This is a genomic window from Microvirga arvi (assembly GCF_016892765.1).
Taxonomy (GTDB): Bacteria; Pseudomonadota; Alphaproteobacteria; order Rhizobiales; family Beijerinckiaceae; genus Microvirga; species Microvirga arvi.
This window is the reverse complement of sequence record NZ_JAFEMD010000017.1, coordinates 38,617-63,639: the sequence shown is the minus strand read 5'-3', so window position 1 is coordinate 63,639 and position 25,023 is coordinate 38,617. Positions and strand designations below refer to the sequence as shown.

The 25,023-nt window shown below is 64.2% G+C and carries 21 protein-coding genes; 10 read left to right on the top strand and 11 right to left on the bottom strand.

Annotation, left to right across the window (positions count from 1 at the left end; genetic code table 11):
• Window positions 1-140 precede the first annotated feature (140 nt).
• The 8 genes from ILT44_RS12685 (at window position 141) to ILT44_RS12650 (ending at window position 9,163) form a co-directional block, all read left to right on the top strand.
• Entirely contained in the window at window positions 141-1,184 is a 1,044-nt protein-coding gene (locus ILT44_RS12685) for a LacI family DNA-binding transcriptional regulator (protein WP_239468182.1), read from the top strand.
• A 236-nt stretch (window positions 1,185-1,420) separates the two neighbouring features.
• A complete protein-coding gene (locus ILT44_RS12680; protein ID WP_204239952.1) occupies window positions 1,421-3,256 on the top strand; it encodes an ABC transporter permease in 1,836 nt (611 codons plus the stop codon).
• A 48-nt stretch (window positions 3,257-3,304) separates the two neighbouring features.
• Window positions 3,305-4,543, top strand: a complete 1,239-nt coding sequence (locus tag ILT44_RS12675) for an ABC transporter substrate-binding protein (RefSeq protein ID WP_204239951.1) — start codon at window positions 3,305-3,307, stop codon at window positions 4,541-4,543.
• Between the two features lie 35 nt (window positions 4,544-4,578).
• On the top strand, window positions 4,579-5,706 hold the full coding sequence (locus ILT44_RS12670; RefSeq protein WP_204239950.1) for an ABC transporter ATP-binding protein: 1,128 nt from the start codon (window positions 4,579-4,581) through the stop codon (window positions 5,704-5,706).
• Window positions 5,707-5,815: 109 nt separating this feature from the next.
• Window positions 5,816-6,439, top strand: a complete 624-nt coding sequence (locus ILT44_RS12665) for a protein-tyrosine phosphatase family protein (RefSeq protein ID WP_204239949.1) — start codon at window positions 5,816-5,818, stop codon at window positions 6,437-6,439.
• 15 nt (window positions 6,440-6,454) lie between these two features.
• Window positions 6,455-7,282: an inositol monophosphatase family protein gene (locus ILT44_RS12660; RefSeq protein ID WP_204239948.1), complete on the top strand. Its 828-nt coding sequence runs from the start codon at window positions 6,455-6,457 to the stop codon at window positions 7,280-7,282.
• A gap of 96 nt (window positions 7,283-7,378) precedes the next feature.
• A complete protein-coding gene (locus tag ILT44_RS12655; RefSeq protein WP_255549721.1) occupies window positions 7,379-8,227 on the top strand; it encodes an inositol monophosphatase family protein in 849 nt (282 codons plus the stop codon).
• A gap of 501 nt (window positions 8,228-8,728) precedes the next feature.
• The gene (locus tag ILT44_RS12650; protein WP_204239946.1) at window positions 8,729-9,163 is read left to right on the top strand and encodes a hypothetical protein; all 435 of its coding nucleotides are present in this window, start codon (window positions 8,729-8,731) and stop codon (window positions 9,161-9,163) included.
• A gap of 58 nt (window positions 9,164-9,221) precedes the next feature.
• On the opposite strand, the gene ILT44_RS31625 is transcribed toward ILT44_RS12650, so the two are convergent.
• From ILT44_RS31625 to hutI, 9 genes are all read right to left on the bottom strand, one after another.
• Entirely contained in the window at window positions 9,222-10,394 is a 1,173-nt protein-coding gene (locus tag ILT44_RS31625) for a collagen-like domain-containing protein (protein ID WP_204239945.1), read from the bottom strand.
• A gap of 80 nt (window positions 10,395-10,474) precedes the next feature.
• On the bottom strand, window positions 10,475-11,266 hold the full coding sequence (locus ILT44_RS12640; RefSeq protein WP_204239944.1) for an ABC transporter ATP-binding protein: 792 nt from the start codon (window positions 11,264-11,266) through the stop codon (window positions 10,475-10,477).
• Window positions 11,263-12,039 carry an ABC transporter permease gene (locus tag ILT44_RS12635; RefSeq protein WP_204239943.1) on the bottom strand — a complete coding sequence of 259 codons (777 nt, stop codon included), beginning with the start codon at window positions 12,037-12,039 and terminating at the stop codon, window positions 11,263-11,265. Before ILT44_RS12635 ends, ILT44_RS12640 begins: the two co-directional genes overlap by 4 nt.
• 102 nt (window positions 12,040-12,141) lie before the next feature.
• On the bottom strand, window positions 12,142-13,083 hold the full coding sequence (locus ILT44_RS12630; RefSeq protein ID WP_204239942.1) for an ABC transporter substrate-binding protein: 942 nt from the start codon (window positions 13,081-13,083) through the stop codon (window positions 12,142-12,144).
• A 302-nt stretch (window positions 13,084-13,385) separates the two neighbouring features.
• Window positions 13,386-13,997, bottom strand: a complete 612-nt coding sequence (locus ILT44_RS12625; protein ID WP_204239941.1) for a HutD/Ves family protein — start codon at window positions 13,995-13,997, stop codon at window positions 13,386-13,388.
• Window positions 13,997-15,661 carry a urocanate hydratase gene (gene hutU, locus ILT44_RS12620; RefSeq protein ID WP_204239940.1) on the bottom strand — a complete coding sequence of 555 codons (1,665 nt, stop codon included), beginning with the start codon at window positions 15,659-15,661 and terminating at the stop codon, window positions 13,997-13,999. The genes ILT44_RS12625 and hutU overlap by 1 nt, the downstream gene beginning before the upstream one ends.
• Before the next feature lie 10 nt (window positions 15,662-15,671).
• The gene (hutG, locus tag ILT44_RS12615; RefSeq protein WP_204239939.1) at window positions 15,672-16,505 is read right to left on the bottom strand and encodes an N-formylglutamate deformylase; all 834 of its coding nucleotides are present in this window, start codon (window positions 16,503-16,505) and stop codon (window positions 15,672-15,674) included.
• A 2-nt stretch (window positions 16,506-16,507) separates the two neighbouring features.
• The gene (hutH, locus tag ILT44_RS12610; RefSeq protein WP_239468181.1) at window positions 16,508-18,037 is read right to left on the bottom strand and encodes a histidine ammonia-lyase; all 1,530 of its coding nucleotides are present in this window, start codon (window positions 18,035-18,037) and stop codon (window positions 16,508-16,510) included.
• Window positions 18,038-18,048: 11 nt separating this feature from the next.
• A complete protein-coding gene (gene hutI / locus ILT44_RS12605; protein ID WP_204239937.1) occupies window positions 18,049-19,251 on the bottom strand; it encodes an imidazolonepropionase in 1,203 nt (400 codons plus the stop codon).
• A 152-nt stretch (window positions 19,252-19,403) separates the two neighbouring features.
• On the opposite strand from hutI, the gene ILT44_RS12600 reads away from it, so the two are divergent.
• Together ILT44_RS12600 and hutC are read left to right on the top strand one after the other, a co-directional pair.
• On the top strand, window positions 19,404-20,762 hold the full coding sequence (locus ILT44_RS12600; protein WP_204239936.1) for a formimidoylglutamate deiminase: 1,359 nt from the start codon (window positions 19,404-19,406) through the stop codon (window positions 20,760-20,762).
• 17 nt (window positions 20,763-20,779) lie between these two features.
• Window positions 20,780-21,484, top strand: coding sequence for a histidine utilization transcriptional repressor HutC (gene hutC, locus ILT44_RS12595; protein ID WP_204239935.1), 705 nt, complete (start codon window positions 20,780-20,782; stop codon window positions 21,482-21,484).
• An 856-nt stretch (window positions 21,485-22,340) separates the two neighbouring features.
• On the opposite strand, the gene ILT44_RS12590 is transcribed toward hutC, so the two are convergent.
• On the bottom strand, window positions 22,341-23,501 hold the full coding sequence (locus ILT44_RS12590) for a cystathionine gamma-synthase (RefSeq protein ID WP_204239934.1): 1,161 nt from the start codon (window positions 23,499-23,501) through the stop codon (window positions 22,341-22,343).
• A complete protein-coding gene (locus ILT44_RS12585; RefSeq protein WP_204239933.1) occupies window positions 23,498-24,874 on the bottom strand; it encodes a pyridoxal-phosphate dependent enzyme in 1,377 nt (458 codons plus the stop codon). The genes ILT44_RS12590 and ILT44_RS12585 overlap by 4 nt, the downstream gene beginning before the upstream one ends.
• Window positions 24,875-25,023: the final 149 nt, after the last annotated feature.

Here is a 25,023-nt window from a genome sequence, read left to right as displayed (position 1 = left end):
TGGTTTGCCGTTTCCGACAGGCTTGCCTAAGCTGAACACGTGTGCATAGACTTTCCGTTCAGGTTCGAGGCAAATCCGTCTTTCCCCGCACATGGCCCATCGAACTCACGCAGAGCATCATGGACGCGGAGCAAGTGCCTATGGAGGCGTCTTCAGACCGGGAAGACCATCTGAAACGTGCAACACGCAACTTCGTGACCGCCGAAGAGGTCGCCCGGCTTGCGGGTGTCTCCCGCTCAGCCGTATCGCGCACGTTCACGCCAGGCGCCAGCGTCTCAGCCGATGTAAGACATCGGGTTCAGGAGGCCGCCAAGACCCTGGGATATCGGGTGAATCGTCTCGCCCGAAGCCTGATCAGCGACCAGTCCAATTTGGTCGGCGTCGTTGGCGCTAACCTCTCCTTGCCTTTCATGGCGCGCCAACTCGACGAATTGAGCCGCGCGCTTCTCAGGCGCGGCATGCAGTGCCTGCTCCTGAACGCCGCCGAGGCGGAGCAAGGAATCACCCCCCTGATCGAATCAATCCTGGAGTTCCGCGTGCGGGCCATCGTGGTGATGTCCGGGTCGCCGCCCTCGTCCATCATCGACGAGTGCGTGGCCAACGGGGTGCGGGTGATCCTGGTCAATCGGCAGGCCGATGACGCCGAAGCGGATACAATCATCAGCGACGATCTTGGCGGAGCCCGCATCGCGGCAGAGCGGCTCCTCCGGGCCGGATGCCGGCGCATCGGCGTCGTCGGCAGCGGCGCCCGCACGCCCACCCAGATCCGGCGACGCGTCGCCTTCGCGGACTGCATCGAGGAAGCCGGGTTAGAACCCGTCATCTGGGCCTCGGGCGAGACCACCTATGAAACCGGCGTAGAGGCTGCCAAAGGCTTGCTCACCTCCCATGACCTGGATGGCGTGTTCTGCGTCACCGATCTTTTGGGGCTCGGCTTTCTCGACGGCGCGCGCGTGACGGGACGGCACATTCCCGACGACCTCTCGGTCGTCGGCTTCGACGACATCCCGCAATCGGCCTGGGCTTCGTACCGCCTGACGACGGTCAGGCAGTCGATGAACGATTTGACCGGGTCTGTGCTGGCGGCCATCGAGCGGGAGATGCACGGGAAGGGCACGGCCCTCGTGCATGAGGTCCTTCCGGTCGAACTCGTCGAGCGGGCGACCGTCCGTCCCGCCATCTGATCCGAAGGCCCAACTTCTTATCCAGAATGCCCCTTGCAAGCTTTGCACACGTGTGCAAAGCTTATGTGGCTTTGCTTCTCGGATCCTCAGGCGGCCTGACCATGCCGCAGCAGGTCGGAGGATAAGAGCGCGAGCTGACCGCCCTCCGGCCAAGCCGGACGAGAGCGCCTAAAACGTCAGCCGCTAATGGGAAACGCTTTTGAACCGGCGCAAGGCTCCGGGAAGGACATGACGGAATGACGAGTTCGGCGGCGCCAGCACACAACTCATCGAACATATCGTCCGTACGCGCCGTCATGGGCCGCCTGCAGCACTTCTTTACCCAGCCCGAACGCCTCCTCGGCATCCTGCTCGCTGCATTGCTAGGAGCGCTGGTCCTCGTGCCGCTGTTTGAGCTGATCCGGGAGACGCTCACCGTCCAGCCCTATGATCGTGCCTACCTGCCCAAGGCCCAGCCAGGAGAGTTCACGCTCTTCCATTATGAGCGCGTCTTCGCCGGTCGTCTCTCATGGGCGATCTTCTACAAGCCCTTCTTCAACTCGCTCGTCACCGCCTTTGCCGCCACTGCCATCTGCCTTGCCTTCGGCGCTGGCCTCGCCTGGCTGATCGTGCGCACGAACATCCCGTTTCGGAATTTCCTGCATACGCTGGTGATGATCCCCTATATGCTTCCGTCCTGGGTGATGGCGCTTGCCTGGATCACGTTCTTCAAGAACGATCGCATCGGTGGAGCGTCAGGCGCGTTCGCGTACTTCTTCGGCGTGCAGCCGCCGGACTGGATCGCCTATGGCCCCGTTCCGATCATCATCTGCCTGTCGCTGCACTACTACGTCTATTCCTATCTCTCGGTGTCGAGCTCGATCACAAGCGTCGACAGCCAGCTTGAGGAAGCAGGGGCGATGGCGGGTCTCTCGCGCCTCAAGCAGTTCTTGTGGATCACCGCGCCGCTTCTGCTGCCCGCCATCGGCTCCGCGGTTGTGATGACCTTCATCCGCGTGGTCGGATCGTTCGGTACGCCCGCCGTGCTTGGCATGCCAGTGCGCTATTTCGTGCTGCCGACCCAGATCTATGCCGCTATGGGAACGCGGAATGCAGGCGACGGCTTCCTGCTCGCTCTGGTGCTTGTGGTCCTCGCCTGCCTGTTCATCTTCATCAATCAGCGGCTCATCGGTGTCCGCAAGAGCTTCGTGACCCTCTCCGGCAAGGGATTCCGCAGCAAGGAGCTTGATCTCGGACGCTGGCGCTGGCCACTCTTCATCCTTGTCATGCTGCTTATGACGGCAGCCGTTGCCTTCCCGCTCGTCCTGCTGGTCCTGCAGTCGCTGATCAAGACGGCCGGCAACTACAGCCTCAGCAACCTGACCCTGCACTATTGGATCGGCGGCGGAGGCGAAGGTGTTGATCAGCTGCAGGCAGCTCTCGTCGACAATACCAACATCATCGACGCGACCTGGAACAGCCTCAAGCTGGCGTTCCTCACAGCCATGACGACCGGCATCTTCGGCTTCCTCATCGGCTACGTCGTCGTCAGGACCCGCGGTTCGCTCACATCACGGGCCTTGGAGCTCGTGGCCTTCATGCCATACATTTTTCCGGCTCTGGCCTTCGGCGCAATCTATATCGGCATGTTCGCCCGTCCGTTCGGGCCGATCCCAGCGCTCTATGGCACCTTCGCGTTGCTCGTTCTGATCTGCTCGGTCAAGACGCTGCCCTTCACCTCCCGTACTGGCATCGCGGCGCTTCTTCAGATCGACAAGTCACTGGAGGAGGCGGCTCGCGTCCAGGGCATCGGCTGGTTTCGCCGCATGATGCGGATTATCGTACCCATCGTCGCCGGCGGCCTCCTGTCAGGCATGCTCCTCAGCTTCATCAGCATCATGCGGGAGCTGTCGCTGATCATCCTGCTCGTCACGCCGTCGACCAACGTGCTCGCGGGCGTCATCTACAACTACCAGAACCAGGACATGCCTCAACTTGTCGGCGTTGCGACCGTGCTGCTCGTCGCTCTTGTGATTGCGGTCAACCTGGTCGTCCGTGCCTTGTCAACCAAGGCGAGGGTCGGAGCGGCCTGACCGCTCCATCCGGATCGACACCGAAAGAAACGCAGGAGGAAGCCCACCATGAGACCGACATTCCGCAGTGCTAAAGCATGGCTCGCAGCCGGAACCCTGGCCCTTGCCCTGGCGGCGCCGGCCCTGGCGCAGCAATCCGACCCCAAGTGGGACGCCTGGCTGCAGAAAAGCCAGCTCGGCCCCTACCAGAAGAACGAGAACTGGGACGAGGTGGTCGCCAACGCGAAGAAGGAGGGCGAGGTCGTCGTCTATTCCTCGTCCGGCACGATGCTGAAGGTGGCCGAGGACTTCGCGAAAATCTATCCCGAGATCAAGGTCAAGGCCTACGATCTCGGCTCCGAGAAGACCATCGAGAAGGTCGTCCGGGAGCACCAGGCTGGCGTCTATGCGGCCGACGTGGTCTACTCGGGCGGCACCGAGCAGATGGTGTTCGACCTGCTCCCCAACCACCGCATCGTCAATTACGTGCCGTCCTATCTGGCGGACAGGATCCCCGCCGAGCACCGCGAGCCGCTGCTGACCCATGTGATCGAAGCCTATGGTGTGCTCTACAACTCGGAGACTTATCCGCAACCGCCGATCAAGAGCATCTGGGAGCTGACGGAGCCGCAATGGAAGGGCCGCTTCTCCATGAAGTCGCCGGCCGGATCGCTCACCACGCTGATGATGCTGGCTGCCATCGTGGAGCATTCAGACGAGATGCGGAAGGCCTACGAGCAGCATTACGGCAAGAAGCTCGAACTTTCGTCCGGGGTCGAGAATGCTGGCTATGAGTTCCTGCATCGTCTCATCAAAAATGACATCGTCATCTCCGACAACAGCTCGAAGATCGCAACGGCGGTCGGCCTTCGCGGCCAGACCAAGCCACCGATGGCGTTTTCGGTCATCCACTACCTGACCAAGAACCAAACCGACAATTATGCAAACGCGATCCCGTTCGATCTGCAGCCGGCGGCGCTGTTTTCCTATCCGACATACGTAACCGTTGCCGGACACGCACCCCATGCCAATGCGGCGAAGCTCTTCGTGGCCTTCCTGATGGGCAGCAAAGACCTGAACTTGAACTCAGAGCTCAAGCCTCCGTTCCGGTCCGGAAAGTCGCTGGAACTTTTGCAGGGCATGGCTGCCTTCTATCAGATCGGAACGTTCTCGCCGCGGACCGACATTCCGGCTCCGCCCCATAGCGAGATGTGGCCGAAAGCCAAGAAGCTTACCGCCTCGCCCGCCTTCGTGAAGGACAATGTCGCGAAGATCAGCGATTTCTGGATGGTCGAGACGAGCCAGTAACCCGAGCCAAGAGGCTTCCGAACGAGAGAGTGCCCATGTCTGAAATCACCCTCAGAAACATCACGAAGTCGTACGGAAGCCATCTGGCCCTCCCAAGCCTCGACCTCGACATCCCGAAGGGCAGCTTCGTCACCCTGCTCGGGCCGTCGGGCTGCGGCAAGACCACGACCTTGCGCGTCATCGCCGGCCTTGAGAATGCGACGACGGGCGAGGTCGTGCTCGGCGGCAAGACGGTCTACTCCAGCCGGACCGGCGTCTTCGTCCCGCCCGAGCGGCGCGGCCTCGGCTTTATCTTTCAGAGCTACGCCCTGTGGCCCAACATGAAGGTCGACAGGAACATCACCCTGGCGCTCTCGGAGGCGAAGCAGCCGGTGCATGTGGTCAAGGAGCGCCTGACCGAGGCGCTCGCGAAGGTCCAGCTGACCGGGCTTGCGGACCGCTATCCGTCCGAGTTGTCGGGCGGGCAGCAGCAGCGGGTGGCCGTGGCCCGTCTGATCGCGGCGCGCAACTCGATCCTGCTGATGGACGAGCCTTTGTCCAATCTAGACGCGAAGCTCAGGACTGAGATGCGCACGGAGCTGAAGCGCCTGCATCGCGAACTGCAGGCGACCACGGTCTATGTCACGCATGATCAGGTCGAGGCGCTGACCATGTCGGACATCATCGTGGTGATGAAGGATGGTATCATTCAGCAGCAGGGCTCGCCCTACGAGATCTATCACAATCCTGCCAATCTCTTCGTCGCCGAGTTCATCGGCGATCCCAGGATCAATCTCCTCGACGGAATTCTAAGCACGTCGGGAGGTGAGCGGGTCGTACGCTTCGAGGATACAGACATTCCTGTGCCCTCGTGCCTGCAGGGAGCCGACGGGCCGGTGACGTTGGCAATTCGCCCGGAGAACATCTCGCTTGTCGAGCGGCAGGGCCCTTTCAGCCTGCCCGCCGAGGTCGACATCGTCCAGCCGACCGGATCGCAGACGATCATCTCGCTCTCCGTCAAAGGGCACCGGGTCACAGCTCTCATCCCGCGCTTCGAGACCTCTCTGCCGCGGAAAAACATCTGGATCGAGTTTCCCGCCGACCAGCTCACCTTCTTCGACAAAGGCAGCGGCAGCCGGATCCCGTTGGCGCAAGCTGCCCTCGGAGCCTCCCACGCAGCCTGAAGGCGGCTCCTGGCCGGAGGCCGACCAAGGCAGAACCCATGATCATGCGGGCCGCGCCACGAGTGCGTGTTCCGCAACAACAACCGTGAAGTTCAGGATACAAGTTTTGATGGTGACCCAGTTCAACTACCCACGTCCTCCCATGAGCCTCATCATCGAGGACCTTCCGCCATTCGGGGTGAAGCTCTTCGTCGGCGATGCCAATGCCGCGTCGGACAAGGCGTTGCTCGAGGGAAACGACATCGCCATTGTGGTGAACTGCGCCGTTAATCTGGACATCGATTACACGGCCGGGGTCGGAGCCTCGGAGATCGCTGCGCCGCATGGCCCGGTTCGGAACTACAAGCTCGGCCTCATCGACGATGCGGGCAATCCGGACACGATGCTGCTGGCCGGCTATTATCTGCTCGACGGCGCCCTGCATCAGAAGCTGCCCGACCGCCACACGTATCCTCACCGCCGCCGCGGCAACGTGCTGCTTCATTGCCGGGGCGGACGCAGCCGATCCGTCATCTTGGCGGCCTTGTACATCCACATCCAGATGACCGACCGTTTCCCGACGCTTGAGGCTGCAATCGATCATTTGCGCGTCACTCGTGAGCTTCATCCCAACGAATGGGAAGAAACGCCGAAGCCGATGCTGATCGAGGCTGCGCGCCATGCCGCCGCGTGGATTCAGCACATCGAGCGTGAGAAGCATCCGGCGCCGCAGTTCGTTTCCTCCAGCCAGTAAGCAGGATATCCCATCATGCCAGCCTTCAGCACCGCGCGGGTCGCGGATCCCGCCTCGTCCCCACTGGAGAAATCCGACCTGAGACTGTCCGTTGCATGCGCGGTGGCTCGCGAGGCGGGGGCCCTGGCCCGCCGCCGGTTCAATGGACGCCCCGGCGCGACAGGCATCAACCTCAAGGGACATCAGGACTACCTCTCGGCTGTCGATGCCGAGGTTGAAGGTCTGGTGCGCGGCCGATTGCTGGAGAGCTTTCCGGACGACGCCTTCTTCGGCGAAGAGGGTGGCGGGTCGTTCGACAATAACGTCTGGGTGGTGGATCCGATTGATGGCACGGCGAACTTCGTGCGCGGGATCTCACAGTTCTGCATCTCCATCGCCTATGTCCGTGACGGCCAAACTCAGATCGGGATCATTTATGATCCAATGCAGGATGAACTGTTCGCGGCGGAGCGCGGCAGGGGCGCGACCCTGAATGGCGAGCCGATCCGGGTCAGCGGGCTGGGCGACATGCAGTCCGCGACCATCGAGGCCGGCTGGTCGACCCGGCTTCCGCTCAGCCTCTATGTCGATCTCGTTGGCCGGATCCTGGCGGATGGGGCCGGCGTCCGCCGCGGCGGGTCGGGTGCCCTGGCTCTGGCCTATGTGGCGGCAGGCCGGATCGACGGTTATTGCGAGTTGCACATGAACTCATGGGATGCCCTGGCCGGAATGCTGTTGATCGAGGAGGCGGGCGGCTGGGTGAACGACTTTCTCGCCCAGTCGGGATTGCGGGACGGCAACATCGTGCTCGGCTGCACGTCCGGCCTGATGAGCCCTCTCGTCCGACTGATGGGCATCGCCTGACCCGACGTCGGTGTTCGATACGGGGACGCGACAACCTCCGTCCCGGTTGTCGCGGCGGGGGCTTTCGCTCCTCGGAATGTTTGAAGGCAGTCCCATATGCTGTTCTCGACCCATGATGCCGGAACTGTGGATCAGCTTCTCCGCGAAGCCGCGAGGGTTGAGATCATGCCCCGCTTCCGGAACCTGTCGGCCCACGAGGTTCGGCAGAAATCGTCGGCCATGGACCTTGTGACGGACGCCGACGAGGCTGCAGAGCGGATGATCGCCAAGGGGCTAGGTCAGATCTTTCCGCAAGCGGTCCTGATCGGTGAGGAGGCCACGGAGCGTGACCCGTCGCTGTTAAACCGGCTCGCGGACGCTGACCTGGCCTTCCTGATCGATCCGGTGGATGGCACCAGGAATTTTGCTTCGGGACTGCCTCTGTTCGGGGTGATGGTGGCAGCTCTAATCCGAGGAGAGGTCGTTGCCAGCTGGATCCTCGACCCGATTGGCAACGAGACCGCCATGGCCGTCCGGGGGGAGGGGGCCTGGATCGAGCATCCCGATGGCAGACGCGTTGACCTCCGGGTTGCGGCTTCGGTTGCCATCCAGGACATGTCGGGATGCGCATCCTGGCATCATATGCCGGAGCCCATGCGGTCCACCTTGGCGGCGAACCTGGCGGGCTTCGGGGCCGTTGCATGTTATCGCTGCGCGGCGCACGAGTATCGGATGGCAGCCGGCGGGCATTGTCACTTCCTGGCCTACTCGAAGCTGATGCCCTGGGATCATGCGGCAGGGTGGCTGCTCCATCGGGAGGCCGGCGGCTACTCTGCACGCTTCGATGGATCGCCTTATCGGCCTGCCCTCCACGACGGGGGCATTATTTGCGCTCCCAGTGCAGAAAGCTGGAGGGCCGTGCGCGAGACGCTGTTGGGCCCACTCGTCGCGACACAAACAGCTTAGCCCTTGCCGCAGACAATGTGCAGCAGCGCGACGAGTGGGATCGTGGCACCTGACTGATCATAGCTTCAAGGGCGGGACTTCGCCCTAGCCACCAGGGTCGTCCGTTCAGGTGTGAAAGCCTTGATTGCCTCTCCGAAAATAACGCCGATAAGAAGCCCGCTGGCGATGATGATCGGCAGTTGCCGCCAGGCGACTCTCAGCCTCGGTAAGAGACCATCCACGGTATCGTCCTCCTTGCGCGCGATCAGGCTTTTGCCGCCAAGATGGCATGCTGTCCTTGCGAAACTGCCTAGCCTCCCGGTCGCCGAGCAGACGTCTGAGGAGCCGTCATTCCCTTCGGCAGCCGGATGCTTTTTATGTTCATGCGCCAGCTTACCACACGGCTGAAACGAAAATATTGGTTTTTCGTTTACCTCAAAGGAGGTACTTCATTCCAGCGCCCGTGCCCAGAAGAGGGTGCGGTTCTAGCCCGTATGGGCAATGGCAAAGCGGATGCGGACGATGTCGGAATTGGAATCGTTGAAGCACATCATTGCGAAGACGTGGCGGGACGAGGAAATGGCCTCGTCGGCCTGCTATGGCATCGATGCCTATGCCAAGCGCTGGCCCTTCGTTCTCAGAATCGATGAATGGGATGTCTGGGATGAGGGACGGAAGGGTCTCAAGCCGGAGGTCTCCAGCTGGCTGAACCAGCAGGGTGCCCCATGGGACTTCTACCATCTGCTTGGTTCTTTCGGCTTCATCGGCTTCAAGGACTCGAAGGCTGCAGCCCATTGCAGGCTGCGCTGGTCCGGCGTGCTGAAGGCGGTGACCTCTTCAGGAGAGGCCGGTTCAGGAGAAGCCTGGAGCCCGCACCCGCTCAGCAGCTCCTTCGCTCCTCATCCGTACGATGAGCCGATTGGTCAGGCCCGGAGAGCGCGACACGCTGCGCGTTGACGCGATGTGGAACCGGTTCGGTGCCGGTTCCGAGACGCTTTTCTGATCTCCGGCCCGCTTACTTCTTCGCGCAGATCGCCCGAGCGATCATGCCCTTCGGGCTCTCGGTCGTGGAGAAGCAGTACACACCAACCTCGTCCATATCGAAGCGGTCGCCCCGATTGCAGGTGCCATTGATGGGATACTCATCCTGGTCGCAGCGGGCCGTGCAGCGCGCCTGAGAGGCGCATTCCTGCACGAAGACCCGCAGAATCGTTCCTGCCAAGCCTGGCTTGCCCTCCGGACCCATCTTTCCTTCCGGACCATTCGAGCCGGGTGGGCCGGCAGGGCCCGTCAGACCGGCCGGGCCGATGGGACCTATAGGGCCGGGAGGTCCGATGGGCCCGATCTCACCGGCGACACCCTGTGGCCCGGGTGAGCCGGCAGATCCTGCCGGTCCCACGGGACCTATGGCTCCAACGGGTCCGGGAGGTCCTCCGGGACCGGCAGGGCCGGGCTCTCCCCGCGGCCCTGGAACACCTTGGGGCCCTTGAGGACCCTGATGCCCGGCAAGACCTTGCGGCCCTTGGGGACCCGCCGGGCCGAGCGGTCCCTCAGGTCCTTGTGGGCCAGCGGGGCCGATGGGTCCGGGCTGGCCTTCGGATGCCACGCGCGTATCCGGGCCGCCTGGAGGACTTGCAGGACCCTGCGGTCCGACGGGGCCGGCTGGTCCAGGAGCACCGTCACGGCCAGGTTCGCCCTGAGGTCCAGGAGGGCCGGCGACACCTTGCGGTCCTTGTGGGCCAGCAGGCCCTGCGGGACCTTGGGAGCCCGGAGTTCCGTCACGTCCCGGCTCACCTTGGGGTCCAACAGGTCCAGCCGGTCCCGGCTGAGCTGGAGCGAGGGTTGCGGCATTCGTCGTCTCGGCCGAGGCGGCAGGGCCTTTTTGCCCGCAGAAGCCAACCACCGCCTGTCGCTGCTCGTCCTCCACCTGAATGTTCACGATGCATGAGGCGGGATGATAGACGACGCGGAAGGCAAAACGTCCATTCGCCTCGGCTCTCGTTTCGAACCGCTCGTCGAGAGTGATCGGCGCCTGGCGCGGTTTGCTCAACCGGCCGATGACCCGCAATTCCCCGCCGGTGATCATCGCCTGATCGATCACGATGTCGGCCAGGGCGGGAGACATGCTGGTGATGAAGATGGATCCGGCTAGCAGGCGCTTGAGCATCGTGCCTTCCCTCAGAGACATGAAGCGTCTCCTGAAGATGGGCGCCGGGTCAATTCATCCGGAAGAGATATCTCCGATGCGCGTTGCGCTGGCAAAGAACGTCAGTGAACGCCTTCCGCCTGCATGGCCTCGACACGGATCTCCTCTGTCAGCTGCGCCTTCAGGCTGGAGAATTCCGGCGTCGTCTTCATCGTGTAGTGCCGCGGATGCGGCAGCTCGACGGGGATGTCGGCCTTGATGCGGCCGGGGCGGGCCGACATGACGACGACGCGGGAGGCGAGGAAGATCGCCTCCTCGATGTCGTGAGTGACGAAGAGCACGGTCTTGCGCTCGCGCTCCCAGATGCCGAGCAGCAGCTCCTGCATCAACCCGCGGGTCTGGTTGTCCAGCGCGCCGAAGGGCTCGTCGAGGAGCAGGATCTCCGGATCGTTGGCGAGCGCGCGGGCAATCGCCGTGCGCTGCTGCATGCCGCCGGAGAGCTGCTTGGGATAATGGTTCTCGAAGCCGCGCAGGCCCACCTTTTCCGTGTAGGAGGCGACGATGTCCCGGCGCTGCTCTTTCGGCATGCCCTTCTCGCGCAGGCCGTAGGCGATGTTCTCGGCGATCGTGAGCCACGGGAACAGGGTGTAGGACTGGAACACCATGCCCCGGTCTGCGCCGGGGCCTCTGATCTCGCGCCCGTTCAGCAGCACGCGCCCATCGGTCGGGCGATCAAGCCCTGCGACGATGCGCAGGAGCGTGGACTTTCCGCAGCCGGACGGACCGAGGATGGTGATGAAGTCGTTCTTCCCCACCTGCAGGTTCGTGGGCTCGAGCGCCCGCACGGGCGCGCCGCCGCGCACGCCCGGAAACACGCGTGACACGTTGTCGATCTGGAGGATCGTGCTGCTCATGCGAGCCTCCATGGGAAGAGCTTGCGGTTGACGGCCTTGAACAGGAAATCGGAAATGAGACCGATGATGCCGATGACGATGATGCCGAAGATCATCTGGCCCGTAGCGAGCAGTGCCTGACTGTCGATGATCATGTGCCCGATGCCGGAGGAGGAGCCGATGAGCTCCGCGACGATCACATAGGTCCAGGCCCAGCCCAGCACGAGGCGCAGGATCTCCGCGATCTCCGGCGCATTGGCCGGAATGAGCACGCGCTTCACCACGCCCTGATCGCTCGAGCCCAGCGTATAGGCGGCCTCGACGAGATCGCGGCGCGTATTGCCGACGGCCACCGCCACCATGAGGATGATCTGGAAGACCGAGCCGATGAAGATGACGAGGAGCTTCTGCATCTCGCCGATGCCGGCCCAGAGAATGAGCAGCGGCACGAAGGCTGAGGCCGGCAGGTAGCGCGCGAAGGACACGAAGGGCTCGAGGAAGGCCTCGAAGGATTTGTAGGCGCCCATCATGATGCCGAGCGGCACGGCGACCATGGCTGCGATGATGAAGCCGCCGACGACACGCCAGACCGTCACTCCGATATCGCTCAGGAAGCCGAAGCGCGTGAGCAGCAGCCAGCCGTCCTGCAGCATGGTGATGGGATCGGCGAGGAAGGTGCGCGAGACGAAGCCGCCGAGCGTCGCGAAGGCCCAGGCCGCCACGAAGAGGACGAAGAAGGAGATGCCGAGCGTGACGCGCGTGCCCTGGCTGACGGGTTCGAGAGGACGAGGCATGAAAGATCTGTTCTGCGATCCGGGCTTGTTCAGGACAGCGGGTGAGGAAAGGAGCAGACAGCGGCCCGCAGGAGTCGGGCCACTGCCGGATGGGGGAATGCGCTACTGGATGAAGCTGGTATCGGCCAGGGCTTCCATGTCCGGCTTCTGCTTGATGATGCCGGTCTCGAGCAGCAGGTCGGCGGCCTCGGCCGAGAAGGTCTTGAACTCGCCCGCGAAGAACTTCTTGTTCGCTTCGCGATCCTGCCAGCGCAGGAACTGCGCCGACTTGCCGAACGCTTCGCCCGTCTGCTTCACGTCCGCGCCCATGATCTCGTAGGCTTTGGCCTGATCCTTGGCGATCATGTCGAGGGCTTCGAAATAGCTGTCGGCAAAAGCTTTCGCAGCCTTCGGGTTGTCAGCGAGAAATTTCGGCGTGCAGCCGAAGGTGTCCATCACCATCGGGTAATCGAGGGTCGTGGCGATGATCTTGCCGGACTGGGGCGCGGCGCGCACGGAGGAGAGATAGGGCTCATAGGTCATGGCCGCGTCGTTCTGGCCGGCGATGAAGGCCTGGGCGGCCGGCCCGGGCTCCATGTTGACGACGGTCACGTCCTTCACCGACAGGCCGTTCTTCTTCAGCATCCAGGAGAGGGCGAAATAGGGCGACGTGCCGGGCGCGGAGGCGGCGACCTGCTTGCCCTTGATGTCCTTGATCGAGGCGATGTCGTTCTTCACCACCATGCCATCGGCGCCGTAGCTCTTGTCGAGCTGGAAGATCTGCTTGGTGGGCACGCCGTTGGCGTTCCACACGATCCAGGTCTCCACCGTCGTGGCGGCGCATTGGATGTCGCCGGACTGGATGGCAAGGTGGCGGCTCGCCTGCGGCACCTTCTTGATCGTCACGTCGAGGCCGTTCTTCTTGAAAATGCCGGCTTCCTTCGCGAGCGTCAGGGGCGCGAAGCCCGTCCAGCCCGAGATGCCGACGGCCACCTTCGTCTCCTGCGCCGAAGCGGACCCAACCGCCAGCGCCAACACGGCCAAACCACCCAATACCGCCTTCATTGCAGCCTCCGTTTTATCCAAATTCCCTGGCTCGTTGTGCCGACCGCACCCTCTGGAAAGTTTTTACCGGACGTTCTCGGCGAGCGCGCGAATGGCACCATGACGCAGCGGCAATGTCAAATGTATAGACATTTTCGTCTGCCGTCATTCTGGGCATCGTCCGCCTAAAGTGCACTCGTAAAAGTCTCGCCATAAGCGATGCCTTACCTGAGCCCTCTCCTGAGGAGCGTAGCGTCTCGAAGGGCGAGGGCGCCTCCAGCGCTCTCTGAAGCCTCCTTCGAGGCGGTCACTCCGTGACCTCCTCAGGATGAGGTTGGAGATTCATGAGCCAGGCTTTCAGGTTGGTCCGGCGCGATCTCGACGAGGATCGCCCGGCCGGTTCCCGAGAGGAGGATCAGATCCTGGCTTGCCTCCAGCATCAGCGTATCGAGCACCTGGAGGGAATGGATCGCCGAGCCGAGCGTCACATCGAAAGAGCCGTCGAAGGGGACGATGAAGGCGGCGCGAGTCTCCTCCGCCAGCAGAGCCACGCCGGATTCCACGAAACGCGTCCAGTGCCGGAACTGCCCGCGCCGGGTCATGACGTTCAGATCACGGATTGGGCCTGAGAGGAGCCGCCCGGCGGTGATGTCATCGCCGGAAAAGGAGAGTTTGGGATTGGCCGTGTCGAGCGGATAGGCGATGCCCTCTACGTCGAGCTCGATGCCGCCGCCCTCGACCACGATCAGCGTGCGGTCGATGCCCGGAAAGAGCGAAAACGGCCCGTCGGAGGCGACATCCGCCATGCTGATGCGCCATCCGAATGAATCGAAGCCCGATCCTTCCGGGAAGGCCGCGACCTCCGCGGTGGTGCCGCCGCCGTTCTTCCAGGGAGCGCGAACGAGATCCTCACTGCGGATGACCCGCGCCTTCATCAGCGCAGGCTCGGCAGGTTGAGGCCATGCTCGCGGGCGCAGTCGATGGCGATGTCGTAGCCCGCATCCGCGTGGCGCATGACGCCGGTCGCCGGGTCGTTCCAGAGCACGCGCTCGACGCGCTTGGCCGCTTCCGGCGTGCCGTCGCAGACGATCACCATGCCCGAATGCTGCGAGAAGCCCATGCCGACGCCGCCGCCGTGATGCAGAGAGACCCAGGTGGCGCCCGACGCACAGTTGAGCAGCGCGTTCAGGAGCGGCCAGTCGGAGACCGCGTCGGAGCCATCCTTCATGGCCTCCGTCTCGCGGTTCGGGCTCGCCACCGAACCGGAATCGAGATGGTCGCGGCCGATCACGATGGGCGCCTTCAGCTCGCCCCTGGCGACCATCTCGTTGAAGGCGAGGCCGAGGCGGTGACGGTCGCCGAGACCGACCCAGCAGATGCGCGCGGGCAGGCCCTGGAACTTGATGCGTTCCTTCGCCATGTCGAGCCAGTTGTGCAGGTGCTTGTTGTCCGGCAGCAGCTCCTTCACCTTGGCGTCGGTCCTGTAGATGTCTTCCGGATCGCCCGAGAGCGCGGCCCAGCGGAACGGGCCGATGCCGCGGCAGAAAAGCGGGCGGATATAGGCCGGCACGAAGCCGGGGAAGTCGAAGGCGTTGTCGACGCCTTCCTCCTTCGCCATCTGGCGGATGTTGTTGCCGTAGTCGAGGGTCGGCACGCCCGCCTTGTAGAAATCCAGCATGGCGCGCACGTGCTCGGCCATGGATTGCTTGGCGGCGTGCTCGACGGCCTTGGGATCGCTCTCGCGCTTGGCTTCCCATTCAGCGAGCGTCCAGCCCTTCGGCAGGTAGCCGTTGATCGGATCGTGCGCGGAGGTCTGGTCCGTCACCGCATCGGGACGTATGCCGCGGCGGTAGATTTCGGGGAAGATTTCTGCCGCATTGCCGAGGAGGCCGACGGAGACCGGTTTCTTGTCGCGACAGGATTGCTCGATGATAGCGAGCGCCTCATCCAGCGTATCGGCGCGCTGGTCCACATAGCCCGTGCGCAGGCGCATCTCGATGCGGCTCGGCTGGCACTCGACCGCGAGGCACGAGGCGCCGGCCATGGTAGCGGCGAGCGGTTGCGCGCCGCCCATGCCGCCGAGGCCGCCGGTGAGGATCCAGCGGCCGGAGAGATCGCCGTTGTAGTGCTGGCGGCCGACCTCCACGAAGGTCTCGTAGGTGCCCTGCACGATGCCCTGCGTGCCGATATAGATCCAGGAGCCGGCCGTCATCTGGCCGTACATCATGAGCCCCTTGCGGTCGAGCTCATGGAACTTGTCCCAATTGGCCCAATGCGGCACGAGGTTGGAATTGGCGATCAGCACGCGCGGCGCATCCGCATGGGTGCGGAAGACGCCGACGGGCTTGCCCGACTGCACGAGCAGCGTCTCGTCGTCGTTGAGATTCTTCAGGGCAGCGACGATGCGGTCGAAGCTGTCCCAGTCGCGCGCGGCGCGGCCGATGCCGCCGTAGACGACGAGCTCACCCGGCTTCTCGGCGACATTCGGGTCGAGGTTGTTCATCAGCATGCGCAGGGGCGCCTCCGTCAGCCAGCTCTTGGCCGACAATTCGGTGCCGTGGGGAGCGCGGATCACGCGGGCGTTGTCGATGCGGGTCATGGACGGATCCTCAGGCTTTGGAACGGGCGAAGGTGAGACAGGTCTGGAAGATGAGGGTCAGCGCCGAACGCATGGGCGCGGCATAGACCCCGTCATACGGCGTCGGCCACTCGCCTTCCGAGACGGGACCGAGCGGCTCGCGCATGTAGCCGCGGCAGGCGAGTTCCATCTGGACGGCATGGACGCCTGCATCCGGCTTGCCGAGGCTGCGCGTGATGTAGCCGCCCTTGAAACGGCCGTTGACCACATGGCTGAAGCCGCTGCTCACGCAAATCTCCTCGATGGCATCACTCAAGGAGCGAGAGCAGGTGGTGCCGCCATTGGTGCCGATGTTGAAGTGGGGCAGGGTGCCGTCGAACAGGCGCGGAATGACTGAGCGGATCGAGTGGCAGTCATAGACCACCACCTTGGCGTGCTTGCTCCGCAGCCGCTCGATCTCGGCACGGAGCGTTGCGTGATAGGGATCGAAGAAGCGGGTGCGGCGTTCAGCGATCTCTTCCGTCGTGGGCTCGGCCTCCGGCTCGTAGAGCGGCTCGCCGTCGAAGGTGGTGGTGGGGCAAAGCTCCGTCGTCGCCTGTCCCGGATACAGAGAGACACCAGACGGATCGCGGTTCACGTCGATCACCGTGCGCGAGATCGCGGTGCGGATCACGGTCGCGCCGAGATCGCCTGCGAAATCGTAGAGCTGCTCAATCCACCAGTCGGCATCCTTGCGCGCGAGCCAGGGCGAGACGAGGCCGCGTTCGTACGCGGCCGGGATCTCCGTCCCCGTATGCGGCAGGCTCACCACGAGCGGTGCGTCGCCACGAATGATTGTGAGCCAGTCCGGATGTACGCCGCTCATGCCTATGCCTCATCCGTCACGAGCGGCAGTACATCGCCTCCGACCGCGTCAGCCAATGCACCGGACGCGACGAGGGCGGTCGCCAGCTCCATCTCGGGCGCCATATGCCGGTCGTCGTCGAGATGCGGGACCTTCGCGCGCAGCAGGGCACGGGCGCGTTCCAGGCGCTCGCTCGATGTCATCGGTGCGTGGAAGTCGCAGCCCTGGACGGCGGCGAGGTACTCGATGCCGATAACGTTGGCCGTGTTCGCCGCCATCGGCAGCAGCCGCCGCGCGCCATGGGTCGCCATGGAGACGTGGTCTTCCTGGTTGGCGGAGGTCGGGATCGAGTCGACGCTCGCCGGATAAGCGCGCTGCTTGTTCTCGGAGACGAGCGCCGCGGCCGTCACCTGCGGGATCATGAAGCCTGAATTGAGACCCGGCTTCGGCGTGAGGAAGGCCGGCAACCCTGAAAGCGCAGGGTCGACCAGCATGGCGACGCGGCGCTCGGCCAGCGAGCCGATCTCGCACAGGGCCATGGCGATCATGTCGGCGGCGAAGGCCACGGGTTCCGCATGGAAGTTGCCGCCGGAGATGACCTCGCCCGTTTCCGCGAAGACGAGGGGATTGTCGGAGACGCCGTTCGCTTCCGTGCCAAGCGTCTCGCCCGCCTGACGCAGCAGGTCGAGCACGGCGCCCATCACCTGCGGCTGGCAGCGCAGGCAGTAAGGGTCCTGCACGCGGTCGTCATTGGTGAGGTGCGAGGCGCGGATGGCGCTGCCCTGCATGAGGGTGCGTAAGGCAGCCGCCACCTCGATCTGTCCGCGGTGGCGCCGCAGCTTCTGGATGCGTTCGTCGAACGGTCCGTCCGATCCTTTCGCGGCATCGGTGGCGAGCGCTCCCGTGACGAGCGCGGCGCGGAACACGCGCTCGGCCTCGAACAGGCCGGCCAGCGCCAGTGCCGTCGAGACCTGTGTGCCGTTGAGAAGTGCCAGGCCTTCCTTGGGCCCCAGGGTCAGCGGAATGAGACCGGCGCGGGCGAGGGCCGCCTCCGCCTTCATGCGCACCCCGTCGACGAAGAACTCGCCGACGCCCATGAGGGCGGCCGTCATATGAGCCAGCGGCGCGAGATCGCCCGAGGCGCCGACCGAACCCTGGCCGGGGATGACCGGGACGAGGCCCGCCTGCAGGCAGGCCGTCAGATGCTCGATGGTCGACCAGCGCACGCCGGATGCGCCTTGGGCAAGGCTCGCGAGCTTGAGCGCCATGACGAGGCGCACCACGGCGGCCGGGAGCGGCTCGCCGACGCCCGCCGCATGCGAGAGCACGATATTGCGCTGGAGCGTCGCGAGATCGGCGGTGCCGATGCGCACGCTTGCGAGCTTTCCGAAGCCGGTGTTGATGCCGTAGACCGGTTCGCCCTTGGCGACGATGGTTTCGATGGTCTTGGCGCCGGCCTCGATGGCAGTGCGGCAATCCTGATCGAGCGAAACGTCCGCGCCGAAATAAACGCGGCGCCAATCGGCGAGAGCGACGGAGCCGGGGTGAAGCATTAGGTCTTTGGTCACTGTCCCCTCCAGACACGGGCGTGAAGCGGGTTGAAGCCGATGCGGTAGACGAGCTCCGCCGGGCGCTCGATATTCCAGATCGCGAGATCGCAGGACTTGCCGGGTTCCAGCGTGCCGATCTCATCGAGTCGTCCGAGCGCACGGGCCGCCTCGCGCGTCACGCCGGCGATGCATTCCTCGACGGTCAGGCGGAACAGCGTCGCGCCCATGTTCACGGTGAGCAGGAGCGAGGTGAGCGGCGACGTGCCGGGATTGCAATCGGTGGCGAGCGCCATCCGCGTGCCGGCTTTCCGGAAGGCAGCAATCGGCGGCACCTTCGTTTCGCGCAGCATGTAGAAGGCGCCCGGAAGCAGCACCGCCACCGTACCCGCCTTTGCCATCGCCGCAGCACCGTCCTCATCCGTATATTCAAGGTGATCCGCCGAGAGAGCGCCGTATTCAGCGGCGAGCTTCGCGCCGTGCAGATTGGAGAGCTGATCGGCATGGAGCTTGAGTTCCAGCCCCAGCGCCTTGGCCGCATCGAACACGCGGGCGGTCTGCGCAGGCGAAAAGGCGATGCCCTCGCAGAAGGCGTCGACCGCATCGACCAAGCCCTCCTGGGCCAAGACCGGCAGCATCTCGGTGCAGACCTTGTCGATGAAGGCATCCTTGTCGCCGCTGGCTTCCGGCGGCAGGGCGTGGGCGCCGAGGAAGGTGGTGGTCACGGAGACGGGACGCTCGCTCGCCAGGCGGCGCGCGGCGCGCAAGGATCGGGCTTCCGTCTCTAGATCAAGCCCGTAGCCCGACTTGATCTCGATGGTGGTGCAGCCCTCGGCGATGAGATGGTCGAGGCGGGGCAGGGCAGTGGCCACGAGTTCGTCCTCGCTCGCGGCGCGGGTGGCTTTGACGGTGGAGACGATTCCGCCGCCGGCCCGGGCGATCTCCTCGTAGCTCGCGCCCTTCAGGCGCAATTCGAATTCATGCGCCCGGTCGCCGCCATAGACGAGGTGGGTGTGACAGTCGACGAGCCCGGGAGTGATCCAGCGGCCTTCGCAGTCGATCCGCTCGGTCGCATCCCAGCCGATCGGGAGGTCTTGGGCCGGTCCGGCAAAGGCGATGCGACCATCCTTCGATGCAACGGCGCCGTTCTCGACGATCCCGAGATCGTTCCCGGCTAGCGTGGCGAGGCGAGCGTTGTGCCATACCCGGTCGAAGCGCATGTTCCTGCTCCGCTGAGGTTGCGATAATGTCTATACATAATCGCGAACAATCGGTATTGTCTAGACGTATTCGATCGGTTCTGATGGTCGAGCGGTGACGTGGCTTTTTGGCGGCTGCCAACCCTCAAGGCCGCTTTGCAAGGGTTTCAGCGATGCGCAGGCTCATTCTCGATCATGCCTTCCTTGCCCACGGCTGGGCCCGGAATGTCGGGGTGGACATCGAGGGCGGGACGATTGCCGCCGTGCATGCGGGGGCTTCCGCCGAGGGCCGCGAGCGGATTGCCGGAATCGCACTTCCCGGACTCCCCAACCTGCACAGCCACACCTTCCAGCGCGGTATGGCGGGACTGGCGGAAACCCGCGGACCGGAAGGGGACAGCTTCTGGACATGGCGGCAGGTGATGTACCGCTTCCTTGGCTCTCTTACGCCCGACGACGTCGAGGCCGTTGCGGCCTTCGCCATGATGGAGATGCTGGAAGGCGGGTTCACGGCGCTTGCCGAGTTCCATTATCTTCACCACGATGCGCAGGGCCGCCCCTATGCCGACATGGCCGAGCTCTCCGGACGCATTGCGGCCGCGGCTCGGGACACGGGCATGGGCTTGACCCTCCTGCCCGTTTTCTACGCGCAAGGCGGCTTCGGCGGTGCTGCGCCCTCTGAGGGGCAGCGGCGCTTCATCAACGATGTCGAGGGTTATTCACGCCTGGTGGAAGGCGCACGCAAGGCCGTGGCCGGTCTCGACGATGCCGTCGTCGGCATCGCGCCGCACAGCCTGCGCGCGGTGACGCCCGAGAACCTGAGCGAGGTCGCCGCCATGGCGGGTGAGGGGCCCATCCACATCCACATTGCCGAGCAGGTGAAGGAGGTCGAGGATTGCCTCGCCTGGTCGGGGCAGCGTCCGGTGGCGTGGCTGCTCGACCATGCGCCTGTGGATCGACGCTGGTGCCTGATCCACGCCACGCATCTCGACCCGCAGGAGGTGAAGGGCATCGCCACGAGCGGCGCCGTGGCAGGCCTGTGCCCGATCACCGAAGCCAATCTCGGCGACGGCATCTTCGAGGGTGTGGATTACCTCGCAGCAGGAGGCCGCTTCGGCGTCGGGTCTGATTCCAATATCGAGATTTCGGCACCGGGTGAGCTCAAGCAGTTCGAGTACAGCCAGCGCCTCAAGCACCGCGCCCGCAATGTCCTGGCCGAGCACGAGGGGCAGTCGACGGGGCGCAGCCTCTACGAGAAGGCGCTGACCGGCGGAGCCCAGGCTCTCGGGCGGCGGATCGGCGCGATCGCCGCAGGGCATCGCGCCGACCTCGTGGTGCTCGATGCGGACCATCCCGATCTTGCCGGCATCTCCGGCGACCGCTGGCTCGACGCATATGTGTTCGTGACCGGCAAATCCGCTCTCGATACCGTGTTCGTCGCAGGCAAGCCTGTGGTAAGGAGCGGCCGGCATGTGAACCGTGACACCATCCGCGCCCGCTATGCGCGCGCCATGGCTCGCATCCTGGCATGAGAGAAGATCCTGTCGGCATGAAGCATCTGCATCAGCGTATCCGCGACGATATCGAGGCCAAGATCATGTCCGGCGAATGGGTGCCGGGTCACCGCATTCCCTTCGAGCACGAGCTGATGGCCGAATACGGCTGCTCACGGATGACGGTGAACAAGGTGCTCTCGACGCTTGCCGCCAACGGCCTCGTCACGCGCCGCCGCCGTGCAGGGACGGTCGTGGCGGAGCCGAGCAGCCAGCAGGCCGTGCTGCAGATCCAGGATTTCGCCCTCGAGGCCGCGCGGGCCGGGCTTGAGTATCGCTTCAAGATCGTACACCGCTCCATCGAGTCCATCGATGCCGCGGGCGCGCAGCGCACGGGATTGCCGGCGGGGACGGAGATGCTCTGCCTCTCGACGCTTCACGTGATGGATGATGTGCCACAGGCTTTCGAGCAGCGCCTGATCAACCTCGCGACCGTGCCCGAAGCGGACAGGGAGCCGTTCAAGGACGATCCGCCCGGGACTTGGCTCCTGCGGCGCGTGCCATGGACGGATGCGGAGCATATCGTCCGTGCGGTCAATGCGGACAGCACCATGGCCAAGCGGCTTCAGATCCAGACGGGAACGGCCTGCCTCATGCTGGAGCGGCGCACCTGGCAGGCGGGCGCATTCGTCACCGAGGCGCGCATCACCTATCCCGGTGACCGGCATCAGCTCGTCGGACGCTTCTCGCCGGTTGCGTAAGGCCAGGCGTCATCCCCGGTGAGCGCAGCGAGAGAAGGAGATTCACTCCATGCTCAGCGCTATGGATTCCCTTCCCTTCCGCTTGCGCGTCCTTCCGGGAATGACACCCCAGTTCTGATCCCTCTCGGTTCTGAGGCTGCCCCGGTCCTGACACCCGCTCCGTCATCACCGGGACGATCCCCGGATCAAGTCCAAGGACGGCCATGACGGGGTGCGGGCGTTCCCTCCCCCCTTTGCGGGGGAGGGTGGCGAACGAAAGTGAGCCGGGAGAGGGGACGTCATCGGTCTCGCACCGCCCCTCTCCCGACCCTCGCTGACGCGAGGGCCACCCTCTCCCGCACAGGGGAGAGGGCAGGTTGTGCGTTCTCACTTTGTTCTTGACAATCGTCCTAAGCTGGGCTATATCATTCCCTATCCCCGCCCTCGAGGGGCGCGCTCGCGAGGCGTCGCAAGAGTGGGGCAGGGAGCGGTCCCGCCGCAGGTCTCGCACACCTGTGATCGCGGGTGGCCGATCCTGGCTTCGATCCAGGTCCGCTGAAACAAACCGCGCGTGACGAGCAGTCCGGCTCTTCCCTTTCACCACACATCATCGAGCCGGGCTGCCCGACGCGCCACCCTCGATCTCCCCGCAAGGCTCGCAGCTCAGGCTGCGGGCCCCAAGGCGCTGGCTCTTTGACATCGATGGATCGGCATATCAGCGCCATAGCCGTCCCGAACGTGATCTGGGGATCGGTTCCGGCCATCCTGATCGGGAAGAGCGTTGCGCCTTGCCAATCGCGATTACCGGCATAAGGCCGGTGACGACAGGCAGGAGCAGGATTGTGTTTCGTCCCGCGGAACTGCGATTCGGAAGTCTTTACGCCAAGGCGGAGCGCAGATCCTCGATCAGGTCGTGTGCATCCTCGATGCCGACCGACAGGCGCACGAGACCGTCATCGATGCCGAGCTCGGCTCGCACCTCCGGCGGCACCGAGGCATGGGTCATGATCGCCGGATGCTCGATGAGGCTTTCCACGCCCCCTAAGCTCTCGGCCAGCGTGAAGAGCTGGCAGCGCTCCAGGACGCGCGTCGCGCCATCGAGCCCGCCCTTGATGCGGGCGGTTATGATGCCGCCGAAGCCGCGCATCTGGCGTTTGGCCAATTCATGCTGCGGATGCGAGGCGAGGCCCGGATAGATCACGCCGTCCACGCCCGGATGAGATTCGAGGAATTGGGCGATCTTGAGGGCCGAGGTGCAGTGCCGCTCCATGCGCAGCGACAGGGTTTTCAGGCCGCGCAGGGCCAGGAAGCTGTCGAACGGACCTGACACGGAGCCGACCGCATTCTGCAGGAAGGCGATCTTCTCTCGGACTTCCTGATTCTGACCGACGATCACCACGCCGCCGACCATGTCGGAATGGCCGTTGAGGTATTTCGTGGTCGAATGCACCACGATGTCGAAGCCGAATTCGAGCGGTCGCTGGACCCAGGGACTGGCAAAGGTGTTGTCGGCGACAAGCCATGTGCCGTGCCCGCGAACTGCCGCGGCAATGGCTTCGAGATCGGCGAGCTTCAGGAGCGGATTGGTCGGCGTCTCGACCCAGACGAGTTTGGTGTTGGGGCGCAAAGCCGCCTTCACCGCATCGGGATCGCCGAGATCGACATAAGAGATGTCGAGCCCTGCAGACTTCCTGCGCACGCGCTCGAAAAGGCGGCGCGTGCCGCCATAGAGATCGTCCGAGGCGACGATGTGCGAGCCATGCTCCAGCATGTCGAGCACGGTTGCGCTCGCGGCAAGGCCCGACGAGAAAGCGAAGGCCGCGGAGCCGCTTTCGAGGTCGGCGATGCAGCGCTCGAAGGCCATGCGGGTCGGGTTCTGCGAGCGGGCATATTCGAAACCCTTGTGAACGCCGGGGCTCTCCTGCGCGAAAGTCGAGGTGGCGTAGATCGGCATCATCACCGCGCCCGTCGTGGGATCGGGCGACTGGCCTGCATGGATGCAGCGGGTGGCGAAATCGAGCTGGTTGCGGGCGGTCATGGAGCTTGGATCCGGAAGAAGTTGATGAGGTCGATGCGGGTGGCAAGACCGACGAAGGCGTCGCCATCCATGATCACCGGCACGAGGCCGGCGGCAAAGAGGGGAAGAAGCTCCTTGACTGGAGCCTTTGCAGAGATGGTCTGCAGGCGTGTCACCATCACGTCGCGCACGGGCTTGTTGAACACGCTCTGAGGTGCGCTCTCGTTGGCCACAAGCGCATCGAGGATGTCGCTCTCGTCGATGAGGCCGACCACCCGACCATTCTCGATGACCGGCAGCTGCGAGACGTCGGAGGAACGCATGCGCGCAAAGGCGGAGCGCAGCGTCTCGTTGGGCGAGACAAAGATGGTCGCACCCTCGCCGAAGGGGTTGATCACCACGTCGCGCGCCGTGCCGGTCACCTTGCGGTCGAGCCAGCCTTCCTGCGCGATGAAGGCATCGTTGAACACCTTCGAGAGGTACTTGGCGCCCGTGTCGCAAACGAGCGTGACGACCCGCTTTGGTTCCGTCTGTTCGCGACAGTAACGCAGGGCGGCGGCCAGAAGCGTACCGGAGGAGGAGCCCGCCAGGATACCTTCCTTGCGCAGGAGCTCGCGCGCTGCGGAGAAGCTCTCCTTGTCGGTGATGGAATAGGCCTTCTTCACTAGGGAAAGATCGCAGTTCGGCGGCACGAAATCCTCGCCGATGCCCTCCACCGCCCAGGAGCCGGCCTCCGTCATCCGGCCCGTCTCGACCAGTGGCGCAAGGATCGAGCCGGCCGGATCGGCCAGCACCATGGCGGTCTTGGGCGAGGCCTTTTTGAGGTAGCGCCCGACACCCGTGAGCGTGCCACCGGAGCCGACGCCGACCACGACGGCGTCGACGTCACCGCCCATTCCTTCCAGGATCTCGGGGCCGGTGCTCGCCTCATGGGCCGCTGGGTTGGCCGGGTTCTCGAATTGGTTGATGTAGACGGCACCAGGCGTCTTGTTGGTGATCGCCTGAGCGAGGTCCTGGTAATAATCCGGGTGGCCCTTGCCGACATCGGAGCGGGTGATGACCACCTCGGCGCCCAGCGCCTTGGCATGCAGGACCTTCTCCCGGGACATCTTGTCCGGCACCACGAGCAATGTCCGATAGCCCTTGGTGGCACCGACCAGCGCCAGCCCGACGCCGGTGTTGCCGGCCGTCGCCTCGACGATGGTGCCGCCGGGCTTCAGTCGCCCGTCAGCTTCAGCTGCCTCGATCATGGCACGGGCCGGGCGATCCTTGATGGAGCCGCTGGGATTGGCGCTCTCGAGCTTGAGGAAGAGCCGGCACGGGCCGGTGTCGAGGTTCGTGACCTCGACAAGGGGGGTGAGGCCGATCAGGTCAAGGGCTCCGCGGGCAGCCATATTATCATCTTTCAGATGTAGAATAGAGTATTCTGTTTTTTTTGATGTGAAACTGCCTCGTCTTTATAGGTGTCGATGTAGCTTGTCACCTGTCCGCCGATCACTCAAATGCGATCGGCAGGCTTGCGTCCCCGAACAGGGGAGCGATT

What these genes read in the sequence shown, in the direction of transcription:
- ILT44_RS31625 (WP_204239945.1), bottom strand. Translation starts at nt 10,394, where the DNA reads ATGTCTCTGAGGGAAGGCACGATGCTCAAGCGCCTGCTAGCCGGATCC.
- ILT44_RS12625 (WP_204239941.1), bottom strand. Translation starts at nt 13,997, where the DNA reads ATGAAGGCGCGGGTCATCCGCAGTGAGGATCTCGTTCGCGCTCCCTGG.
- hutI (WP_204239937.1), bottom strand. Translation starts at nt 19,251, where the DNA reads ATGCGCTTCGACCGGGTATGGCACAACGCTCGCCTCGCCACGCTAGCC.
- hutG (WP_204239939.1), bottom strand. Translation starts at nt 16,505, where the DNA reads ATGAGCGGCGTACATCCGGACTGGCTCACAATCATTCGTGGCGACGCA.
- ILT44_RS12640 (WP_204239944.1), bottom strand. Translation starts at nt 11,266, where the DNA reads ATGAGCAGCACGATCCTCCAGATCGACAACGTGTCACGCGTGTTTCCG.
- hutC (WP_204239935.1), top strand. Translation starts at nt 20,780, where the DNA reads ATGAAGCATCTGCATCAGCGTATCCGCGACGATATCGAGGCCAAGATC.
- hutU (WP_204239940.1), bottom strand. Translation starts at nt 15,661, where the DNA reads ATGACCCGCATCGACAACGCCCGCGTGATCCGCGCTCCCCACGGCACC.
- ILT44_RS12630 (WP_204239942.1), bottom strand. Translation starts at nt 13,083, where the DNA reads ATGAAGGCGGTATTGGGTGGTTTGGCCGTGTTGGCGCTGGCGGTTGGG.
- ILT44_RS12675 (WP_204239951.1), top strand. Translation starts at nt 3,305, where the DNA reads ATGAGACCGACATTCCGCAGTGCTAAAGCATGGCTCGCAGCCGGAACC.
- ILT44_RS12670 (WP_204239950.1), top strand. Translation starts at nt 4,579, where the DNA reads ATGTCTGAAATCACCCTCAGAAACATCACGAAGTCGTACGGAAGCCAT.
- ILT44_RS12685 (WP_239468182.1), top strand. Translation starts at nt 141, where the DNA reads ATGGAGGCGTCTTCAGACCGGGAAGACCATCTGAAACGTGCAACACGC.
- ILT44_RS12660 (WP_204239948.1), top strand. Translation starts at nt 6,455, where the DNA reads ATGCCAGCCTTCAGCACCGCGCGGGTCGCGGATCCCGCCTCGTCCCCA.
- ILT44_RS12655 (WP_255549721.1), top strand. Translation starts at nt 7,379, where the DNA reads ATGCTGTTCTCGACCCATGATGCCGGAACTGTGGATCAGCTTCTCCGC.
- ILT44_RS12635 (WP_204239943.1), bottom strand. Translation starts at nt 12,039, where the DNA reads ATGCCTCGTCCTCTCGAACCCGTCAGCCAGGGCACGCGCGTCACGCTC.
- ILT44_RS12600 (WP_204239936.1), top strand. Translation starts at nt 19,404, where the DNA reads ATGCGCAGGCTCATTCTCGATCATGCCTTCCTTGCCCACGGCTGGGCC.
- ILT44_RS12665 (WP_204239949.1), top strand. Translation starts at nt 5,816, where the DNA reads ATGGTGACCCAGTTCAACTACCCACGTCCTCCCATGAGCCTCATCATC.
- hutH (WP_239468181.1), bottom strand. Translation starts at nt 18,037, where the DNA reads ATGCTTCACCCCGGCTCCGTCGCTCTCGCCGATTGGCGCCGCGTTTAT.
- ILT44_RS12680 (WP_204239952.1), top strand. Translation starts at nt 1,421, where the DNA reads ATGACGAGTTCGGCGGCGCCAGCACACAACTCATCGAACATATCGTCC.
- ILT44_RS12650 (WP_204239946.1), top strand. Translation starts at nt 8,729, where the DNA reads ATGTCGGAATTGGAATCGTTGAAGCACATCATTGCGAAGACGTGGCGG.
- ILT44_RS12585 (WP_204239933.1), bottom strand. Translation starts at nt 24,874, where the DNA reads ATGGCTGCCCGCGGAGCCCTTGACCTGATCGGCCTCACCCCCCTTGTC.
- ILT44_RS12590 (WP_204239934.1), bottom strand. Translation starts at nt 23,501, where the DNA reads ATGACCGCCCGCAACCAGCTCGATTTCGCCACCCGCTGCATCCATGCA.